Consider the following 18,732-nt stretch of genomic DNA (forward strand, 5'->3'; position numbering starts at 1 on the left):
TTACCCTGCGCTCCTCGGCCCGCGTTCGGCCGGGCTGCTTGGCCCCCCTGTCCCAACCCGGGGGCCCGGGGGCGGGCCCGGCCCCCCGGGCCACCGGTCTGTCCGGACCCGTCAGGCGGGCGCCGGGCCGTTTCCGGCCTGGGCCATGGCGGCGGCCGCCCGGGCCTCACCCTCGGCCTGGGCCCGCTTCGAGTAGCGGATGGTCCACAGGATCAGGCCGCCGAGGAACCCGTAGATCAGGAACGGGTTCAGGGTGACCATCGTGGAGGTGGTCAGCGTGAAGGCGAGCACGACGCGCAGCGCGGCCTCGATCAGGTAGGCCACGCCCCAGACGGTGGTCATCCGCCGCATCACCCTGCGGAAGTCCGGGTACTGCCAGAGGCCGTTGAAGTAGGCCACGCCCTCCTTGGTGCCGTCGGTGCCGAACTTGCGGCCGAAGTAGAACATCAGCGGCTTCGGCGCGAGCAGGGTGACCAGGCACAGCGCCCCGAACAGCCCCGTCACCGCCGAGTCCTTGATCAGCAGGGTGCGCGCCGAGTGGGCGCCGACGAGGGTGACCAGCGCCGTGATCACCAGGAACACCAGGGTGACGATGGCGAATTCGTCGAGCTTGCGGCGCCAGGCCACATGGATGGCGCTGTCGAGCACCGGCCAGACGCCGCTGACCAGCAGCGCCGAGAAGTCGCTCCAGCCGTGGTCTTCGGTGAGCGTGTTGAAGGTGAGGATCGGGGCGACCACGTTGAGGCCGATGGTGAGGATCCAGCCGAGGGCGGTGGCCGCGCCGGAGCGTGCGGGAGGTGAGGGTTGTGCGGTGTCGCCGGACATGGAAGGTCCCCCTGGTGCGTGCCTGATGGTGTGCGGTAAGGGGACCGTAAAGACACCGCGGCGACAGCTACAAGCCGTTCTGACCAAAATGATCGCCAAGCCGTGCGGACCAGAGCATTCCGGACCAGGCCGTTTCCGTACGGAGGAAGCGCAGGTCAGGCGCGCAGGCCCCGGATGATCAGCGAGGTGACCGCCTCGAACTCGGTGACGATCGTGGGCGACAGCCAGTCCGCCGCGTACTGCGGGTCGTGGAAGCGCCCGGTGGCGTCGAAGACGGCGCGGGCGGCGGCGGGGACGTCGGGTGCGGCCAGCGTGCCGGCCGTGACGCCTTCGCCGATGATCCGCGCCAGCTGGTCGATGAGCTGGCTCAGGTGGGCGTCGACGACCCCGCTGTTCTCGGCGAGCAGCACGGTGTACGTGGCGAACAGCTCGGGATCGGCTCCGGCCTTGCGGCGCTTGGCTTCGAAGAGCGCCTCCAGCCACGACTCCAGCTTGGAGGGGGCCGTCCCGGCGGGCGCCGAGGCGATCTCCTCCAGCATCTTCACGCTCTTGGCGAGCCAGCGGTCCGTGACGGCCTCGCGCAGCGCCGCCTTGGACGGGAAGTGCCGGTACACGCTGCCGTGGCTGACGCCCAGAGCCCGCGCCACGTCCACCACGGTCGCCTTGCCGGGGCCGAAGCGGCGCAGCACTTCCTCGGTGGTTTCGAGGATGCGCTCGGGGGTCAGGGGTTCGGCGGCAGCGGGGGGCATGAGTACGACCGTACCGCCCGCTCAGTGCTCGCTGTCGAGGTGGGCCATCTGGGCCGCCGGGTAGCGCTCGCCGGCCGCCGCCCCGGCCGGGACCGCTTCCTCGATGGCGGTCAGGTCGGCCTCGGTCAGCTCCACCCGCATGGCACCCAGTGCCTCGGCCAGCCGGTCCCTGCGCCGGGCGCCGACCAGCGGCACGATGTCGGCGCCGAGCCTCGGCCCCTGCGCGAGCACCCAGGCGATGGCGGTCTGGGCGACGCTCACGCCCTTCTCCTCGGAGACCTTGCGCAGCGCGTCGACCAGGTCGAGGTTGCGCTGGAGGTTGTCGCCCTGGAAGCGGGGGCTCATACCGCGGAAGTCGCCGGGAGCCAGCGCGCGGTCGCGGCTGAAGTGGCCGCTGATCAGTCCGCGGGAGAGCACCCCGTACGCCGTGACGCCGATGCCGAGCTCGCGGGCGGCCGGCAGGATCTCGTCCTCGATGCCGCGGGAGATCAGGGAGTACTCGATCTGGAGGTCGGAGATCGGGGCCACCGCGGCGGCCCGGCGCAGGGTGTCCGCGCCGACCTCGGAGAGGCCGATGTGCCGGACGTGCCCGGCCTGGACGGCCTCGGCGATGGCGCCGACGGTCTCCTCGATCGGGACGTCCGGGTCCACGCGGGCGATCCGGTAGATGTCGATGTGGTCCCGGCCGAGCCGCTGCAGGGAGTAGGCCAGGAAGTTCTTCACGGCCGCGGGCCGGCCGTCGTAGCCCGTGAAGCCGCCCTCGACGGTGCGCAGGGCGCCGAACTTCACGCTGGTCAGGGCCTGCTCGCGGGCGGCCGCCGGGGCGGTGCGGAGGGCTTCGCTGATCAGGAGCTCGTTGTGCCCCATGCCGTAGAAGTCGCCGGTGTCGAGCAGCGCGTCCATGCCGGCGGGGACGGCCTCGAGGAAGGCGTGGATGGTCGCGATGGACTCGGCCCGGTCGGCCTCCCCGTAGAGCGCGGACATGCCCATGCAGCCCAGCCCCAGGGGGAAGACGGCCGGCCCGGTGGTGCCGAGCCCGCGGGGGGTCACGGAGGAGGAAGAGGAGGAGGCGGGGGTGGTGGTCGCGGAGTTCTCGTTCGTCGTCATGGAACGAGAATGGCATGACGAGTGACAGATTTCAATATCTGTCACTCGTCAGTGTGGGTCAGGCCGCCAGTCGGAGGATCAGGGCGGCCGCCGCGACCAGGGTGAGGACGGCCGCCGGGGCGAGCTCGAAGTCCTTGACGCGCAGGTGTGCGACGACCGCGCCGATGAAGTAGAGGGTCACGCCGACCGCGGCGGCCGCGCCGAGGGGGGCCATCCAGAGCCCGGCGACCAGGCCGACCGCCCCCGCGGCCTTGAGGGCGGCCAGTCGCGGCATCCAGGAGTCGGGCACCTCGACCTTCCGCATGCTCGCGGCGACCGCCTCGTTGCGCTGGAGCGTGAAGGTGGCGGACGCGGTGAGGGTGAGCGCGAGGAGGCCGGCGACGACGGCGTATGCGATGAACATGAGGGACTCCAACAATCGAGAATGTCGGATCATTGAATAGCATCAACGATCGATAGATCGCAATCATTCCTCGGCTGTTACGGTGTGGAACATGACGGCAGCACAGGAAGCCCCGCACCCACCGCAGCGGCTGGGCCTGCTGCTGGCCTGGCACGGGGCCGTCACCCAGACCCGGATGAGGAAGGCGCTCGGCGCGGCCGGGCTCACGCCCCGGCACGCGATGACGCTGATGCACCTGGAGAACGGCCCCGTGGGCCAACGGGCGCTGGCCGAGCTGCTGGAGGTGGACCCGAGCGTGCTCGTGGGGATCCTCAACGACCTGGAGCGCGACGGCCTCGTCGAGCGCCGCCGGGACCCGGCCGACCGCCGCCGCCACAACGTGGCCATCACCGGAGCCGGGGCCACCGTCCTGGGCGAGACCAACGCGGCGCTCGACGCCGTCGAGTCGGGTCTGTTCGCCGGGCTCAGCGCGCAGGAGCAGGACGTCCTGCGCGGCCTGCTGTCCCGCATCGACGCGCGGCCGGACGAGTTCGACTGCCAGGAGCAGTAGGACCCCGGCGGCGGGATACGGGGCCCCGCGGGCCGTCAGGCGAGCGGGGGAGCGGCGGCCGCCGAGGGGCTGAGCGCGGGCTCCTCCAGCTCACGGGCGGCGCGCCGGGCCGTCGCCTCGGCCCACGCCCCGGTCGTGACGGCGCCGACCACCAGGACGACCAGCCCGCAGCCGGTGATGATCCACCAGGCGGGCCGGGTGGCCGCCGCGAAGTCCCCGCCACCGGCCGTCCCGGCGGCCAGTACCGCGCCGATCACCGCGACCCCCAGCGCCCCGCCGGTCTGCCGGCTGGTGGAGGCCACGGCGGCCGCGACCCCCGCCTGGGCGCGCGGCATCCCGGAGACCGCCGTATTGGTGATCGGGGCGTTGACCAGGCCGAAGCCGATGCCGAAGAGCACGTACCCGGCGAACATCAGGGGCGTGGAGCCCTCGGCGGAGAACACCGCGAACAGCAGCCCGCTCGCCCCCATGGCCACCCCCGCCACCAGCAGCGGCAGCCGCGGCCCCCGGGAGGCCACCATCCGGCCCGACACCGGCGCGCACAGGAAGGCGAACGCCGCCATCGGCAGCATGTAGAGCCCGGCGTCCAGGGCGTCCAGCCCCCGCACGTCCTGGAGGTAGAGGGTGTTCAGGAAGAGGAACCCCGACAGCGCGGCGAACGCGCTCACCGCCAGCACCGTCGCCCCGCTGAAGGGGGCGCTGCGGAAGAACCGGGGGTCGATCAGCGGGTCCGCGCGCCGGGGCTCGTAGACCAGCAGCCCGGCCAGCGCCGCCAGCGCGGCCACGGCGCAGCCGAGGATCCGCGGGGAGGTCCAGCCCGCCGCCGGGGCCTCGATGATCCCGTACGTCACCGTGCCGAGCAGGAGCATGACCAGCAGCTGGCCCACCGGATCGGGCCGGCGCGGCCGCTCGGACCGGGACTCGGGGATGTAGCGCAGGGTCAGTACGAGAGCCGCGAGGCCGACGGGCAGGTTCACCCAGAAGATGGACCGCCAGCCGACGGAGTCCACCAGCAGCCCGCCGATCAGCGGCCCGGCGGCCATGGAGATGCCCACGACCGCGCCCCAGACACCGATGGCGCGGGCCCGTTCCTTGGGATCGGTGAACGTGTTGGTGATGATCGACATGGCGACCGGGTTGAGCATCGAGCCGCCGACGGCCTGGATCATCCGGAAGGCGATCAGCCATTCGAGGGTGGGGGCGAGCGAGCAGAGCACCGAGCCCAGTGTGAACAGGACCAGGCCCGCCGCGAAGACCTTGCGGCGGCCGATCCGGTCCCCCGTGGACCCGGCCAGCATCAGCAGCGAGGCGAGGACCAGCGTGTAGGCGTCGATCGTCCACTGCATACCGGAGACCGAGGCGTTCAGGTCGCGGCGCATGGAGGGGAGCGCGACGTTCAGGACGGTGTTGTCGAGACTGACGATGAGCAGGCTCATGCAGCAGATCGCCAGGACGAGCACGCGCCGCCGGGGACTCGTGTGATGCATATTGCCGATAGTACGGCTAACTAACGAACACCGCGTGCGCGACAATGGGGGGATGACCACGCTCCCTCCGCCTCTCGCGATCGGCCCGCACACCGTGCAGCCCCCGGTGGTGCTCGCGCCGATGGCAGGCATCACCAACGCCCCGTTCCGTACCCTTTGCCGCGAGTTCTCGGGCGGCAAGGGGCTGTTCGTGAGCGAGATGATCACGACCCGCGCCCTGGTCGAGCGCAACGACAAGACCATGCAGCTGATCCACTTCGACGCGACGGAAAAACCTCGCTCGATTCAGCTGTACGGGGTGGACCCGGTCACGGTCGGCAAGGCCGTCCGGATGATCGTCGAAGAGGACCGCGCCGACCACATCGACCTGAACTTCGGCTGCCCGGTCCCCAAGGTGACCCGCAAGGGCGGCGGCTCGGCCCTGCCCTACAAGCGCAACCTGCTGCGCGCGATCCTGCGCGAGGCCGTCGCGGGCGCCGGGGACCTGCCGGTGACCATGAAGATGCGCAAGGGCATCAACGACGAGCACCTCACCTACCTCGACGCCGGCCGGATCGCCGTCGAGGAGGGGGTCACCGCGATCGCCCTGCACGGCCGCACCACCGCCCAGCACTACGGCGGCACGGCCGACTGGGACGCCATCGCGCGGCTCAAGGAGCACGTCCCGGAGATCCCGGTGCTCGGCAACGGCGACATCTGGTGCGCCGAGGACGCGCTGCGCATGGTCCGCGAGACGGGCTGCGACGGCGTCGTCGTGGGGCGCGGCTGCCTGGGGCGGCCGTGGCTGTTCAACGACCTGGTCGCGGCCTTCGAGGGCCGCCCCCAGGACTTCCACAAGCCGACCCTGCGCGAGGTCGCGGCCACCATGCACCGGCACGCCCGGCTGCTCGGGGAGTGGATCGGCGACGAGGCCCGCGGGGTGATCGACTTCCGTAAGCACGTGGCCTGGTACCTCAAGGGCTTCGCGGTGGGGTCCGAGATGCGCGGGAAGCTGGCGGTGACCTCTTCCCTGGCCGAGCTGGACGCTCATCTGAGCGAGCTGGATCTGGATCAGTCGTGGCCCGAGAGCGCGGACGGCCCGCGCGGCCGGACGTCCGGAAACAACCGGGTTGTCCTGCCCGAGGGCTGGTTGAAGGATCCGTACGACTGCGCCGGGGTGAGCGAGGACGCCGAGCTGGACACCTCCGGAGGCTGACAAATCGCCCTCCGTGTAGCGTGATATACGCCACGCATGCGAAGGGTTTCGCTCAGATGAGCAGATAAGTCACGGGTAAGACTTTCAAAGGGTGGCACTGGGTGCCACCCTTTGTGCGTTCAAGAGTTGAACGCAAATGTATCGATGATCGCTCATCCGAGCGGGATCAAGCCTCAAAGTCCCCCTCTGTCTTCGGGTTGTGAACACTGCCAGGGGGTTTCCCTTACCCGTGAGTTACTTTCGATCTGCTGGCGCACGAGTGGTTACAGCCGCATGACGGCCAAGTGGACGTACCCAGAAGCCTTCGATCTGGGTATGTTCCTGGCCGTCAGGGCAGCCACCCGAGTCCTCGAGGAGTCGAGACCCGTGTCGGAAAACAAAGATCAGAAGTTCGTCTACGACTTCACCGAGGGCAACCGGGACCTCAAGGACCTTCTCGGCGGCAAGGGAGCCAACCTCGCCGAGATGACCAACCTTGGTCTCCCCGTGCCCCCCGGCTTCACCATCACCACCGAGGCCTGCAAGGTCTACCTGGAGAGCGGCACGGCCCCGGCCGAGCTGCGCGACGAGGTCAGCGCGCACCTCGCCGCCCTCGAGGCGAAGATGGGCAAGAAGCTCGGCCAGTCGGACGACCCGCTGCTGGTCTCCGTCCGCTCCGGAGCCAAGTTCTCCATGCCGGGCATGATGGACACGGTCCTCAACATCGGCCTCTCCGACGAGTCGGTCGCCGGCCTCACCGCCCAGTCGGGCGACGAGCGCTTCGCGTGGGACTCGTACCGCCGCCTGATCCAGATGTTCGGCAAGACCGTCCTGGGTGTCGAGGGCGAGCTCTTCGAGGACGCCCTCGACCAGGCCAAGGCCGCCAAGAAGGTCACCGTCGACACCGACCTCGACGCCGCCGACCTGAAGAAGCTGGTCAAGGTCTTCAAGAAGATCGTGGCGAAGGACGCCGGCCGCGAGTTCCCGCAGGACGCCCGCGAGCAGATGGACCTCGCCGTCGAGGCGGTCTTCAACTCGTGGAACACCGACCGCGCCAAGCTCTACCGCCGCCAGGAGCGCATCCCGAGCGACCTGGGCACCGCGGTCAACATCTGCTCCATGGTCTTCGGCAACCTGGGCCCCGACTCCGGCACCGGCGTCGCCTTCACCCGCGACCCCGCCAGCGGCCACGCGGGCGTCTACGGCGACTACCTCCAGAACGCCCAGGGCGAGGACGTCGTCGCGGGCATCCGCAACACCGTGCCGCTCGCGGACCTGGAGGCCATCGACAAGGCCTCGTACGACCAGCTCATGACGATCATGACGACGCTGGAGAACCACTACAAGGATCTCTGCGACATCGAGTTCACCATCGAGCGCGGCCAGCTGTGGATGCTCCAGACCCGCGTCGGCAAGCGCACCGCCGGCGCCGCCTTCCGCATCGCCACGCAGCTCGTGGACCAGGGCCTGATCGACGAGGCCGAGGCCCTCCAGCGCGTCACCGGCCACCAGCTGGCGCAGCTGATGTTCCCGCGCTTCGACGAGGACGCGAAGACGGAGCTGCTCGGCCGCGGCATCGCCGCCTCCCCGGGCGCGGCGGTCGGCAAGGCCGTCTTCGACTCGTACACGGCCGTCAAGTGGTCGCGCTCCGGCGAGAAGGTCATCCTGATCCGCCGCGAGACCAACCCGGACGACCTGGACGGCATGATCGCCTCCGAGGGCATCCTGACCTCGCGCGGCGGCAAGACCTCGCACGCCGCCGTCGTCGCCCGCGGCATGGGCAAGACCTGCGTCTGCGGTGCCGAGGAGCTCGACGTCGACACCAAGCGCCGCCGCATGACGGTCGGCGAGACGGTGATCGAGGAGGGCGACGTCGTCTCCATCGACGGCTCCACCGGCAAGGTCTACCTCGGTGAGGTACCCGTCGTACCGTCCCCGGTCGTCGAGTACTTCGAGGGCCGCATGCACGCCGGCGCCGACGACGCCGACGAGCTGGTCGCCGCCGTGCACCGGATCATGGCCTACGCGGACCGCGTCCGCCGCCTGCGGGTGCGCGCCAACGCCGACAACGCCGAGGACGCGCTGCGCGCCCGTCGTTTCGGCGCCCAGGGCATCGGCCTGTGCCGCACCGAGCACATGTTCCTCGGCGAGCGTCGCGGACTGGTGGAGCGACTGATCCTCGCGGACACCGACGACGAGCGCGAGGCGGCACTCAGTGCCCTCCTGCCGCTGCAGAAGAAGGACTTCGTCGAGCTGTTCGAGGCGATGGACGGACTGCCCGTCACCGTCCGCCTGCTCGACCCGCCGCTGCACGAGTTCCTGCCCGACATCACCGAGCTGTCGGTGCGCGTCGCCCTCGCCGAGTCCCGCAAGGACGCCAACGAGAACGACCTGCGCCTGCTCCAGGCCGTGCACAAGCTGCACGAGCAGAACCCGATGCTGGGTCTGCGCGGCGTCCGCCTCGGCCTGGTCATCCCCGGCCTGTTCAAGATGCAGGTCCGGGCCATCGCCGAGGCCGCCGCCGAGCGCAAGAACGCCAAGGGCGACCCGCGCGCCGAGATCATGGTCCCGCTCGTCGGCACCGTCCAGGAGCTGGAGATCGTCCGCGAGGAGGCCGACCAGGTCATCGCCGACGTCGAGGCCGCCACCGGCACGAACCTCAAGCTGACCATCGGCACCATGATCGAGCTGCCCCGTGCCGCTCTGACCGCCGGTCAGATCGCCGAGGCCGCGCAGTTCTTCTCCTTCGGTACGAACGACCTGACCCAGACGGTGTGGGGCTTCTCCCGCGACGACGTCGAGGCCAGCTTCTTCACCGCGTACCTGGAGAAGGGCATCTTCGGGGTCTCGCCGTTCGAGACCATCGACAAGGACGGCGTCGGCACGCTGGTCCGCAGCGCCGTCGAGGCCGGCCGGGCCACCCGCCCCGACCTCAAGCTCGGTGTCTGCGGCGAGCACGGCGGCGACCCGGAGTCGGTGCACTTCTTCCACGAGGTCGGCCTCGACTACGTCTCCTGCTCGCCCTTCCGGATCCCGGTGGCGCGCCTGGAGGCCGGCCGTGCGGCCGCCGAGGCGAAGGGCTCCGACAGCCGCTGAGCCCCGTAGGACCGGCCCCGCCGGACCCCTGACTGCGCCTGCCCCCGGTCGCCTGACCTCCGGGGGCAGGCGCGCCTTCTTTTCGAAGGCGGGGTATCGCCGCATATTCAACGAAGTCTTTACGGCGCCAGGCGGTGGACGGATCCCCACCCGTCCACCGCCTGCCGCCTATCGTGCCAGGCACGTCGGCGCTTCCCTGTGCGACCGACCGCCAGGCCCCGCAAAGCCCCCCACGGCCTTCACGGAGCGTTTCGGTCGCACCGGAGTGTGCCTGGCGGAGTACAGGATTTCGCTTGTCACGCCCCTGCCGAAAGGGGTTTCAACTGTGGCCGAAAGGGCGTGGTGACCACGTGTGACGGCATGCATACTCATGGGGCGGGGGGATTGCGGTTGCACAGCTGGGGGTTCGGTGCTTCGTATCCATTTCACTGGAGTGGACCTGGCACGCGTACGGATGGCAGGGCGTCCCGATGCGTTGTGGGAAACGATTCTTAGTTTTCACCGCTTAAGAGACCGGCGTGATGTCCGGTTGTTCGGTGAATGGCGTACGGAAACCCGGAGCCGGTTGAATGGTGAAACAAGGCTGCTCGGCGCGCTCATACCCGCGCGCGGGTATTTCCCGGATTTCCTGACCCCCGTGGAGGGGCAGTACGGGTGGGACGTCGGCCTCGACGCCCTGCGCGCGCTCCGCCCCGAACGGCTGCGGCGCGAGCTGTCCCTCGTGGGCTCGGGCTCCGGTACGGGCTTCGGGGCGGCCTTCGGGACCCCGCCACCCGCCCGGCTGCGGGAGTTCATCGACGGCGGCACCAAGCACCTGCCCCGGCTCCTGGCCGAGCTGCGCGGATACCACCGCGCGGCCGTGGAGCCGTACTGGACGCACATCCAGGCCCAGATCGAAGCGGAGCGGGCCGCGCGCGGCCGGGCCCTGCTCGACGGCGGCGCCGACGAGCTGCTCGCCTCGCTGCCGCCGATGCTGCGCTGGCGGGCGCCGGTGCTGGAGTGCGAGTACCCCGTGGACCGGGACGTACGGCTGCGGGGGCGCGGGCTGCTGCTCCAGCCGTCCTTCTTCTGCCGCCGCACCGCCGTGACCCTGCACGACCCGGAGCTGCCGCCCGTGCTGGTCTACCCGGCCGCGGCCCAGCTGGCCTCCACGGCGCCCGGCGGCGAGGCCGCCCGGCCCGCGGAGGAACAGCGCCAGCGGACCCTCGGCAAGCTCGTGGGGCACACCCGCTCCGTGGTGCTGCGGGCCATCGGCGACGGAGCCACCACCAGCGAACTGGCCCGCCGGGCCGGCGTCTCCCTGGCCTCGGCGAGCCAGCACGCCTGCGTGATGCGCGAGGCGGGCCTGGTGACCACCCTCCGCCACGGCAACGCCGTCCTCCACACGGTCACCCCGCTGGGCGCGGCCCTCCTCAAGGGCGGCGCCGTCGTGTCCTGAGGCTCTGACCTGCGGTTTCGTGGTCCGCGGAAGAAACTTCGGAAAAGTTTCCCGCAGAGCGATGAGTTGACCCGGGGGCGTCGGTCTACCTCTCGAAAGCACCGCACGAGAGACCCCAGAGAAGAGAGACACCGAGATGTCCACCATGATTTTCGTCAACCTGCCCGTCGAGGACCTCGAGGCGACCAAGGCCTTCTGGGGCAAGCTCGGCTACTCCTTCAACGCCCAGTTCACCGACGAGAACTGCGCCTCCATGCCCATCTCCGAGGCCATCGTCGCGATGTTCCTCACCGAGGCCCGCTACAAGGACTTCACCCACAAGGCCATCGCCGACGCCACCACCACCTCCGAGGTCCTGCTCTGCCTGAGCTCCGAGAGCCGCGACGCGGTGGACGCGCTGGTCGACGGGGCCCTGGCGGCCGGAGCCACCGAGCCCCGCCCCGCGCAGGACCACGGCGTCATGTACGGCCGGGCCTTCGACGACCTCGACGGCCACACCTGGGAGATCATGTGGATGGACCCGGCGATGGTCCAGGGCTGATCGCCGCGGGACAGCGGGATAACGGGGTCACGAGGTCGCGGCGGTCCGCACCGGGTAGGTCCGGACCGCCACCTCCTCGTCGTCCAGGCAGCGCCCCGACTCCAGGTCGAAGCGCTGCTTCAGCAGCGGCGAGGCCACGAACGGCCGGCCCGCCGCCCCTCCCAGCAGCCCGCGCGAGAGGACCTGCGCCCCGGTGAAGGGGTCCTGGTTGCCGATCGCGTACGGGCGCCCCGCGCGGTCGACGAACACGGCGGCCTGGCCCCCGTCGGGCAGCAGGACCGCCACCCCCCGCCCGGGAACGAGCGAGGACAGCTCGCACACCGTCAGCCAGCCCTCCGCCACCTTCAGTTCCACCGTCACCGGGCTCCTCCGATCGTCAGGACGGCCAGGTCGGGCTTGACCTGGTCGCGCTCGGGCACGAACCTCACCGTCGGGTCGGGGGCGCCGGGCGCGTTGACGAAGGACACGAAGCGGCGGATCCGCTCGGGGTCGCGGAGCGTCTCGGCCCACTCGTCCCGGTAGTGCGCCACGTGCCCGGCCATCAGCGCCTCCAGCTCCGCGCACAGTCCGAGCGAGTCGTGCACGATGACGTCCCGCAGGTGCTCCAGGCCCCCCTCCAGCCGCTCCAGCCAGGTGGAGGTCCGCTCCAGCCGGTCGGCGGTGCGGATGTAGAACATGAGGAACCGGTCGATGAGGCGCACCAGTTCGGCGTCCGACAGGTCCTGGGCGAGGAGGTCGGCGTGGCGCGGGACCGCGCCGCCGTTGCCGCCGACGTAGAGGTTCCATCCGCTCGCCGTCGCGATGACCCCGAAGTCCTTGCTCTGCGCCTCCGCGCATTCGCGGGTGCAGCCCGACACCGCCGACTTCAGCTTGTGCGGGGCGCGCAGGCCCCGGTAGCGCAGCTCCAGGTCGATGGCCATGCGGACGCTGTCCTGGACCCCGTAGCGGCACCAGGTCTGCCCCACGCAGGACTTCACCGTCCGCAGGGCCTTCCCGTACGCGTGCCCGGACTCGAATCCGGCGTCGACGAGGCGGGCCCAGATGAGGGGGAGCTGGTCGACGCGGGCGCCGAAGAGGTCGATCCGCTGGCCGCCGGTGATCTTCGTGTAGAGGCCGAAGTCGCGGGCCACCTCGCCGATCACGATCAGCTTGTCGGGGGTGATCTCCCCGCCCGGGATGCGGGGGACGACCGAGTACGAGCCGTTGCGCTGGAGGTTGGCGAGGAAGTGGTCGTTGGTGTCCTGGAGGGCGGCCTGCTCCCCGTCGAGGACGTAGCCGCTCGCGCCGAGCACGGGGGCGAGGGAGGCGATGACCGAGCCGACGGCGGGCTTGCACACCTCGCAGCCCTCGCCGCCGCGGGCCTCCTCGCGGCCGTGGGCGTCCAGGATCTCCCGGTACGAGGTCAGGCGCCGGGTGCGGACGATCTCGTAGAGCTCGGCGCGCGTGTACGGGAAGCAGCCGCACAGCCCCTTGTCGGCGGCGGCCGGCAGCAGCCGGCCGATCACCTTGAGGCAGCCGCCGCAGCCGGTGCCCGCCTTGGTGCACTTCTTGACCTCGGGCAGGGTCGCGCAGGCGGTGATCGCCTTCTTGGTGACGTTGTGGCAGGAGCAGATCACCGCCGAGTCGGGGAGCGCGGACGGGCCCATCGCGGTGGCGGGGCCGAGTCCGGCGGGCAGCACCAGCTGTTCGGGGGCCACCGGCGGGACGCTGCCGGTGAGGGGGCGCAGCAGCCCGTACGCGTCGGCGTCGCCGACCAGCACCCCGCCGAGCAGGACCCCGTCGGGGGAGATGACGAGCTTCTTGTAGACGCCGGAGCGGGAGTCGGACCAGACCACGTCCAGGCTGCCGGGGGCCGTGCCGTGCGCGTCGCCGAAGGAGGCCACGTCCACGCCGAGCAGCTTGAGCTTGGCGGACAGGTCCGCCCCGGTGAACCGGCGCTCGCGGCCCAGCAGGTCCTCGGCGGCCGTCTCGGCCATCTCGTAGCCGGGCGCGACCAGTCCGTAGACCCGGCCGTCGGACGCCAGGGCGCATTCGCCGATGGCGTAGACGTGCGGGTCGGAGGTGCGGCAGCGGGGGTCGACGGCGATCCCGCCGCGTTCGCCGACCTCCAGGCCGCAGTCGCGGGCGAGCTGGTCGCGGGGGCGGACCCCGGCGGAGAAGACGACCAGGTCGGTGGCGACGTCGGTGCCGTCCGAGAGCCGCATCCCGCTGACGGAGCCGTCCTCGCCGGTCAGCACCTCCTGGGTGCCGACGCCGGTGTGCACGGTCAGGCCCATGGACTCGATGGTGCGCAGCAGGGCCGCGCCGCCGCCCTCGTCGACCTGGACGGGCATCAGGCGGGGCGCGAACTCCACGACGCGGGTGGCGAGTCCGAGGCCCTTCAGCGCGCCGGCCGCCTCCAGCCCGAGCAGGCCGCCGCCGACGACGGCGCCACTGGTCCTCGTCTTGGCGTACTCCTCGATCGCGAGGAGGTCCTCGATGGTGCGGTAGACGAAGCAGCCGGGCGCGTCCTTGCCGGGGACGGGCGGCACGAAGGGGTAACTGCCGGTCGCCAGGACGAGCACGTCGTACGGGAACACGCGCCCGGAGCGGGTGGTGACGGTGCGGGCGTCCCGGTCGATGCTCCCGGCGGGGTCGCCGAGGTGCAGGCCGATCCCGTGCCGTTCCATGAACCCGTCGGGGACGAGGGAGAGGTCCTCGGGGGTGCTGCCGGAGAAGTAGGAGGTCAGGTGCACGCGGTCGTAGGCGGGCCGGGGTTCCTCGGCGAGCACGGTGACGGTGTGCGTGGCGGTGGCCCCGCGCTCGGCGAGGGCCTCCAGGTAGCGCTGGCCGACCATGCCGTGTCCGATCAGCACGATCGCGGGCAGGGACTCGGTCATGTCAGTGGCCTCCGTCGTCGGTGAGCAGGTGGAACAGGTCGTCGGTCTCGTGCAGGGGCTCGTCGCCCTCCCAGGTGCGGGCCAGGGCCCCCACGGTGGAGAGCTCGCCCAGCAGCACCCCGCCGACGAGGCGGTCGCCGCGGACGACGACCTTGCGGTAGGTGCTGCGGGTGGCGTCGGCGAGGCGGACCACGTCGTCGCCGGGCAGCGGGGTGGGCTCGCCGAAGGCGGCGAGGTCGAGCGGCCGGCCGGTTCCGCCGAGGGTGAGGCGGGTGAGGGCGCGGGTGCCGGTGTACTGCGTGGGGGAGCCGGTGAGGGTGGCGGCGAGGGCGTCGGCCTGCTCCAGGGCGGGGCCCGCCAGGCCGTACACCCGGCCGGCGTGCTCGGCGCAGTCGCCGATGGCGTGGACGGCGGGGTCGCCGGTGCGGAGGCGGCCGTCGACCACGATGCCCTTGCGGACCTCCAGCCCGGCCGCCCGGGCGAGCCCGGTGCGGGGGCGGACGCCGCAGGCGAGGACGACGAGATCGGCGTCCAGCCGGTACCCGTCGGCGAGCTCGACCCCGGTGACCAGGCGGGGTCCCCGGTCGGCGGTGGTGGTCAGGCCCCGTACGCGGCAGTGGGTGTGGATCTCCACGCCGAGGGCGGTCAGGTGGGCGTGCAGCAGCGCGGAGGCGTCCGCGTCCAGCTGGCGCTCCATCAGCCGCTCCGCCTGCTGCGCGAGGACCACCTGCGCACCCCGCGCGGCCAGCGCACGGGCCGCCGAGACGCCCAGCAGCCCGCCGCCGATGACCACCGCGCGCACGCCCGGACCGAGGGCCGCCGACAGGGCCAGGCAGTCGTCCATCGTGCGGAACGCGTGGACCCCGTCCGGGAGTTCCCGCCCCCCGGAGGTGAACAGCCCGCGCAGCGGCGGCAGGACCGGGTTCGAGCCGGTGGCCAGCACCAGCGCGTCGTAGCCCGTCACGGTGCCGTCGTCGCAGTGCACCCTGCGCTCCGCGCGGTCGACGCGGACCGCCCGCACGCCCCGGCGCAGTACGGGACCGGGGTCCGGGAGCGCGGCCACCCCGGGCGCGTACCGGCCCGCCAGGACCTCGGCCAGCAGCACCCGGTTGTAGGGGGCGCGGGCCTCTTCGCCGAGTACGGTCACCGCGGCGGCCGGGCCCAGCCGCGCGGCGAGCCGCAGGCCGGCCAGGCCGCCGCCGATCACCACCACACGCTGCCGAGGAGTCATGGGCACGAGCGTGCGCGCCCGCTGTTTCCCCGCCGAACCACCCCTGTTACCCGGACGGAACGCCGTCCTCAGCGCCGGGATCAAGGGCCGGTGAGGCCTTCCTCAAGGCCGCCTTAAGGGTCGCCGCAAGGGCTCCGGGGCCGCTTGGCGTGGGCGCCATGCGAGATGCGGCGTACGGGTCAAGGGCGGGGTGCTGGGCGGGGCGGGGCTGGTCGTCCTGCTCTGGGCGGCCCAGGTGCGCCCCTCGGCCCGGCTCGACGCGCTCTTCGCCACCGCCGCGCACCTGACCGGGCTGCTCGCCGGGTACGGGATCCTCGTGCTGCTGTTCCTGATGGCCCGGGTGCCCGCCGTGGAGCACGGCGTCGGCGCCGACCGGCCGGCCCGCTGGCACGCGCTGGGCGGCCGCCACGGGCTCCTCCTCTGCTTCGGTCACGGGCTCCTGGCCCTGCTCGGCTACGCCGTGTACGAAGGCGCCGACGTGCTCACCGCCGGCCGGGAGCTGCTCGGCCACCCCGCGCTCGGGGCCGCCGCCGCGGGGACCGTCCTGCCGGCCGCCGTCGGCGTGACCTCCGCCCGGGCCGTACGCCGCCGGGTCGCGCACGAAACCTGGCGCGGGGTGCACCTGGCCGTCTACCTCGCCGCCGCCCTCGCCTTCGGCCACCAGCTGTCCGGGCCCGATCTGGCGGCCGCCGCCTGGTTCTGGGCCCTCGCCCACACCGTCGTCGGCGTGCTGCTGGTCTGGTACCGCGCCGTGGTCCCCGTACGGCAGGCCCTGCGGCACGCGCTGCGGGTCGCGGAGGTACGGGCGGAGGGGCCCGGGGTGGTCTCCGTCGTCGTGCACGGGCAGCACCTCGCGGAGCTGCGCGCCGAGCCCGGGCAGTTCCTGCACTGGCGGTTCCTCCAGCGGCGGCTCTGGTACACGGCCCTGCCCTTCTCGCTGTCCGCTCCGGTGCGCGGCGCCACGCTGCGGATCACCGTGAAGGGGCTCGGCGGGCACTCCCGCCGGATCCGCCGGCTGCGTCCCGGTACGCGGGTCATCGCCACCGGGCCGTTCGGGGCGCTCACCGCCGCCCGGCGGACGCGGGCCAAGGTGCTGCTGATCTCCCCCAGCTAACGCTGGGAGGTGCCCCCTGCGGGGTCGGGATCACCCCGATGCGGGCCCTGTTCGAGACGCTGCCGGGCGGGCCCGGGGACATCACCCTGTTTCCGAGCCGGGAGCCGCCGCGCCGCCGCGCCCCGCCGCCCGGCACCGCAAGCCGCGCCCGGGTTCCGCCGTGCGGACCGCGGCCGCCGCGCTGGTCCGCGTACCGCCCGGGCGGCGGCTCGCGGCGGGGCTGGGGCTGGCCGGCGTGCTGGCGGCGACCGCGCTGACAGCCGTGGTGGAACCGGCCGCTCCGGTGGCGCCGGACCGGGCGCCGGCCCGGCAAAGCTCAACCTTTGCGCAAGATTCCGGGCATTGATGGTCACCGCACGGATCCGGTCCATAGGGTCGGCCCGTGCCTGACATATCACTGACCATGATCATCGTGCTGTGCGTCGCCGCGGCCGCCGCCGGATGGATCGACGCGGTGGTGGGCGGCGGCGGACTGCTGCTCCTGCCCGCCCTGCTGCTCGGCCTCCCGCACGCCCACCCCGCCACCGTGCTCGGAACGAACAAGGCGGTGGCCATCGTCGGCACCACCGGGGCGGCCGTCACCTACGCCCGCAAGGCCCCGGTGAACGTGAAACTCGCCGTCCGCATCGGCGTGGCCGCGCTCGCCGGATCGATGGGCGGGGCCGCGCTCGCGGGCGGGATCAGCAAGGACGCGCTGCGCCCGCTGATCATGGGGGTGCTCGTGGTGGTGGCCGCCGTGGTCATCTTCAAACCCGGCTTCGGCACCGCCCCCGCCGCCTCGCCCGTGTCCCGTCAGCGGGTGCTGCTCACCATCGGCCTCGCCGGTCTGGGCATCGGCTTCTACGACGGCCTGATCGGGCCCGGCACCGGCACCTTCCTGGTCCTGGCCCTCACCGCCCTGCTCCACCTGGACCTGGTCACCGCCTCCGCCACCGCCAAGATCGTCAACGTGTGCACGAACGGCGGGGCGCTGGCGATGTTCGCGTACCAGGGGATGGTGCTGTGGCAGCTGGCCGCCCTGATGGCGCTCTTCAACCTCGCCGGGGGCATGATCGGCGCCGGGATGGCCCTCAAGAAGGGCAGCGGCTTCGTACGGGGCGTGCTGCTGACGGTGGTCGGCGCGCTGGTCATCAAGCTGGGCTTCGAGCAGTGGGGCTGACGGGCGGCCGGGGACCGGCGGGCCTCAGTACGTCCCCGTGAGGTGGGCGAAGACGACCACGTTGCCCTGGTAGCCCGTGCGCGGGGAGAAACCGCCGCCGCAGGTGATCACCCGCAGTTCGGCGCGGGGCGAAGGGCCGTACACGCGCCGGTCCGGGAAGGCCTTGGCGTCGTAGACCTCGACCGCGTGGACCGTGAACACGGCCGTACGTCCGTCCGCGCGGGCGACCTCGATCGCGGCGCCCCGGCGCAGCGCGCCCAGGTGGTAGAAGACGGCCGGACCGATGGCGTCGTCGACGTGGCCCGCGATGACGGCCGTGCCCGTCGCGCCGGGCGTGATCCCGTCGCGGTACCAGCCCGCGAGGTCGCGGCGGGCGGGCGGGGGCACTTCGAGGCTGCCGTCGCGGTCGAGGCCGAGCCCGGTGAGCGGGGCGTCGACGCCGATCGACGGGATCCGGATCCGGGTGGGCGGGGAGCCGGTGAGCGGGGCGATGGACCCCGGGAACCGGGCCTGCGCGCTCAGCCCTTCGGCGGGGGAGGGCAGCGGCGGCCCGACCGGCTCGCGGGAGCCGGTGGTCACCAGCCAGATGCCGATGCAGGCGGCGACCGCGACGAGTCCGGCGGGGCCGCGCCGCCCGGCCGGGCCCGCTCCGGCCGCGGGGTGCCGTCGCAGGCCCCGGAAGCCGCCGTGCATGCGTACCCCCTTGCCTTGCCGTTCGCCGTGCCGTTCGCAGGACTGGCCGTCGCCCGGCCCCGCGAACGGGGGGGACCTCGCGGGGCGGGCGACGGGGGGCGGTACCGGTCGGACCGCGGCCGGAGCCGCGGTGGGCGCCCGTCAGCTCCGCGTGCCGCTCGCCCGGCGACGCAGGAGCCAGGTACCGCCGACGGCGGCCGCGGCCAGTACGGCCGCTCCCGCCGTGATCTTGGCGGGGTCGGTGGCGGTGGTCGTGCCACCGCCCACCCCGGAGTGCACGTGACCC

The 18,732-nt window shown here is 72.3% G+C and carries 16 protein-coding genes; 7 read left to right on the forward strand and 9 right to left on the reverse strand.

Annotated features, from left to right (window positions below):
* Positions 1 to 111: 111 nt before the first annotated feature.
* From ACFV0Q_RS22655 to ACFV0Q_RS22670, 4 genes are all read right to left on the reverse strand, one after another.
* Positions 112 to 825: a VC0807 family protein gene (locus ACFV0Q_RS22655; RefSeq protein WP_385008062.1), complete on the reverse strand. Its 714-nt coding sequence runs from the start codon at positions 823 to 825 to the stop codon at positions 112 to 114.
* Between the two features lie 155 nt (positions 826 to 980).
* A complete protein-coding gene (locus tag ACFV0Q_RS22660) occupies positions 981 to 1,574 on the reverse strand; it encodes a TetR family transcriptional regulator (protein ID WP_385008065.1) in 594 nt (197 codons plus the stop codon).
* Positions 1,575 to 1,595: 21 nt separating this feature from the next.
* Positions 1,596 to 2,681, reverse strand: a complete 1,086-nt coding sequence (locus ACFV0Q_RS22665) for an aldo/keto reductase (RefSeq protein WP_385008067.1) — start codon at positions 2,679 to 2,681, stop codon at positions 1,596 to 1,598.
* Positions 2,682 to 2,739: 58 nt separating this feature from the next.
* The gene (locus ACFV0Q_RS22670) at positions 2,740 to 3,084 is read right to left on the reverse strand and encodes a DoxX family protein (protein WP_385008069.1); all 345 of its coding nucleotides are present in this window, start codon (positions 3,082 to 3,084) and stop codon (positions 2,740 to 2,742) included.
* Positions 3,085 to 3,175: 91 nt separating this feature from the next.
* Between ACFV0Q_RS22670 and ACFV0Q_RS22675 the strand changes: the two genes are divergently transcribed.
* Positions 3,176 to 3,634 (forward strand): MarR family winged helix-turn-helix transcriptional regulator, encoded by a 459-nt coding sequence (locus tag ACFV0Q_RS22675; protein WP_385008071.1) that lies wholly within the window; start codon positions 3,176 to 3,178, stop codon positions 3,632 to 3,634.
* Positions 3,635 to 3,669: 35 nt separating this feature from the next.
* Here the strand turns inward: ACFV0Q_RS22675 and ACFV0Q_RS22680 are convergent, their stop codons facing one another.
* The gene (locus ACFV0Q_RS22680; RefSeq protein WP_385008073.1) at positions 3,670 to 5,121 is read right to left on the reverse strand and encodes an MFS transporter; all 1,452 of its coding nucleotides are present in this window, start codon (positions 5,119 to 5,121) and stop codon (positions 3,670 to 3,672) included.
* A 52-nt stretch (positions 5,122 to 5,173) separates the two neighbouring features.
* On the opposite strand from ACFV0Q_RS22680, the gene dusB reads away from it, so the two are divergent.
* From dusB to ACFV0Q_RS22700, 4 genes are all read left to right on the forward strand, one after another.
* Positions 5,174 to 6,316 (forward strand): tRNA dihydrouridine synthase DusB, encoded by a 1,143-nt coding sequence (gene dusB, locus ACFV0Q_RS22685; RefSeq protein ID WP_385008075.1) that lies wholly within the window; start codon positions 5,174 to 5,176, stop codon positions 6,314 to 6,316.
* Between the two features lie 366 nt (positions 6,317 to 6,682).
* Positions 6,683 to 9,391, forward strand: coding sequence for a pyruvate, phosphate dikinase (ppdK, locus tag ACFV0Q_RS22690; RefSeq protein WP_385008077.1), 2,709 nt, complete (start codon positions 6,683 to 6,685; stop codon positions 9,389 to 9,391).
* 409 nt (positions 9,392 to 9,800) lie between these two features.
* The gene (locus ACFV0Q_RS22695; protein ID WP_385008079.1) at positions 9,801 to 10,829 is read left to right on the forward strand and encodes an ArsR/SmtB family transcription factor; all 1,029 of its coding nucleotides are present in this window, start codon (positions 9,801 to 9,803) and stop codon (positions 10,827 to 10,829) included.
* A gap of 136 nt (positions 10,830 to 10,965) precedes the next feature.
* Entirely contained in the window at positions 10,966 to 11,370 is a 405-nt protein-coding gene (locus ACFV0Q_RS22700; RefSeq protein ID WP_385008081.1) for a VOC family protein, read from the forward strand.
* A 27-nt stretch (positions 11,371 to 11,397) separates the two neighbouring features.
* Here the strand turns inward: ACFV0Q_RS22700 and nirD are convergent, their stop codons facing one another.
* Genes nirD through ACFV0Q_RS22715 form a run of 3 tightly spaced genes read right to left on the reverse strand, consistent with a single transcriptional unit; the run spans position 11,398 to position 15,480 of the window.
* Entirely contained in the window at positions 11,398 to 11,730 is a 333-nt protein-coding gene (nirD, locus tag ACFV0Q_RS22705) for a nitrite reductase small subunit NirD (RefSeq protein ID WP_385008083.1), read from the reverse strand.
* On the reverse strand, positions 11,727 to 14,249 hold the full coding sequence (nirB, locus tag ACFV0Q_RS22710; RefSeq protein ID WP_385008085.1) for a nitrite reductase large subunit NirB: 2,523 nt from the start codon (positions 14,247 to 14,249) through the stop codon (positions 11,727 to 11,729). Before nirB ends, nirD begins: the two co-directional genes overlap by 4 nt.
* Before the next feature lies 1 nt (position 14,250).
* Positions 14,251 to 15,480 (reverse strand): NAD(P)/FAD-dependent oxidoreductase, encoded by a 1,230-nt coding sequence (locus ACFV0Q_RS22715; RefSeq protein ID WP_385008087.1) that lies wholly within the window; start codon positions 15,478 to 15,480, stop codon positions 14,251 to 14,253.
* Between the two features lie 190 nt (positions 15,481 to 15,670).
* On the opposite strand from ACFV0Q_RS22715, the gene ACFV0Q_RS22720 reads away from it, so the two are divergent.
* Together ACFV0Q_RS22720 and ACFV0Q_RS22725 are read left to right on the forward strand one after the other, a co-directional pair.
* On the forward strand, positions 15,671 to 16,594 hold the full coding sequence (locus tag ACFV0Q_RS22720) for a ferric reductase-like transmembrane domain-containing protein (protein WP_385008089.1): 924 nt from the start codon (positions 15,671 to 15,673) through the stop codon (positions 16,592 to 16,594).
* A 382-nt stretch (positions 16,595 to 16,976) separates the two neighbouring features.
* On the forward strand, positions 16,977 to 17,753 hold the full coding sequence (locus tag ACFV0Q_RS22725; RefSeq protein WP_385008091.1) for a sulfite exporter TauE/SafE family protein: 777 nt from the start codon (positions 16,977 to 16,979) through the stop codon (positions 17,751 to 17,753).
* A gap of 24 nt (positions 17,754 to 17,777) precedes the next feature.
* Here the strand turns inward: ACFV0Q_RS22725 and ACFV0Q_RS22730 are convergent, their stop codons facing one another.
* A complete protein-coding gene (locus ACFV0Q_RS22730) occupies positions 17,778 to 18,446 on the reverse strand; it encodes a class F sortase (RefSeq protein WP_385008093.1) in 669 nt (222 codons plus the stop codon).
* Positions 18,447 to 18,732: the final 286 nt, after the last annotated feature.

The sequence above is a fragment of the Streptomyces sp. NPDC059564 genome, from assembly GCF_042735575.1.
Taxonomy (GTDB): domain Bacteria; phylum Actinomycetota; class Actinomycetes; order Streptomycetales; family Streptomycetaceae; genus Streptomyces.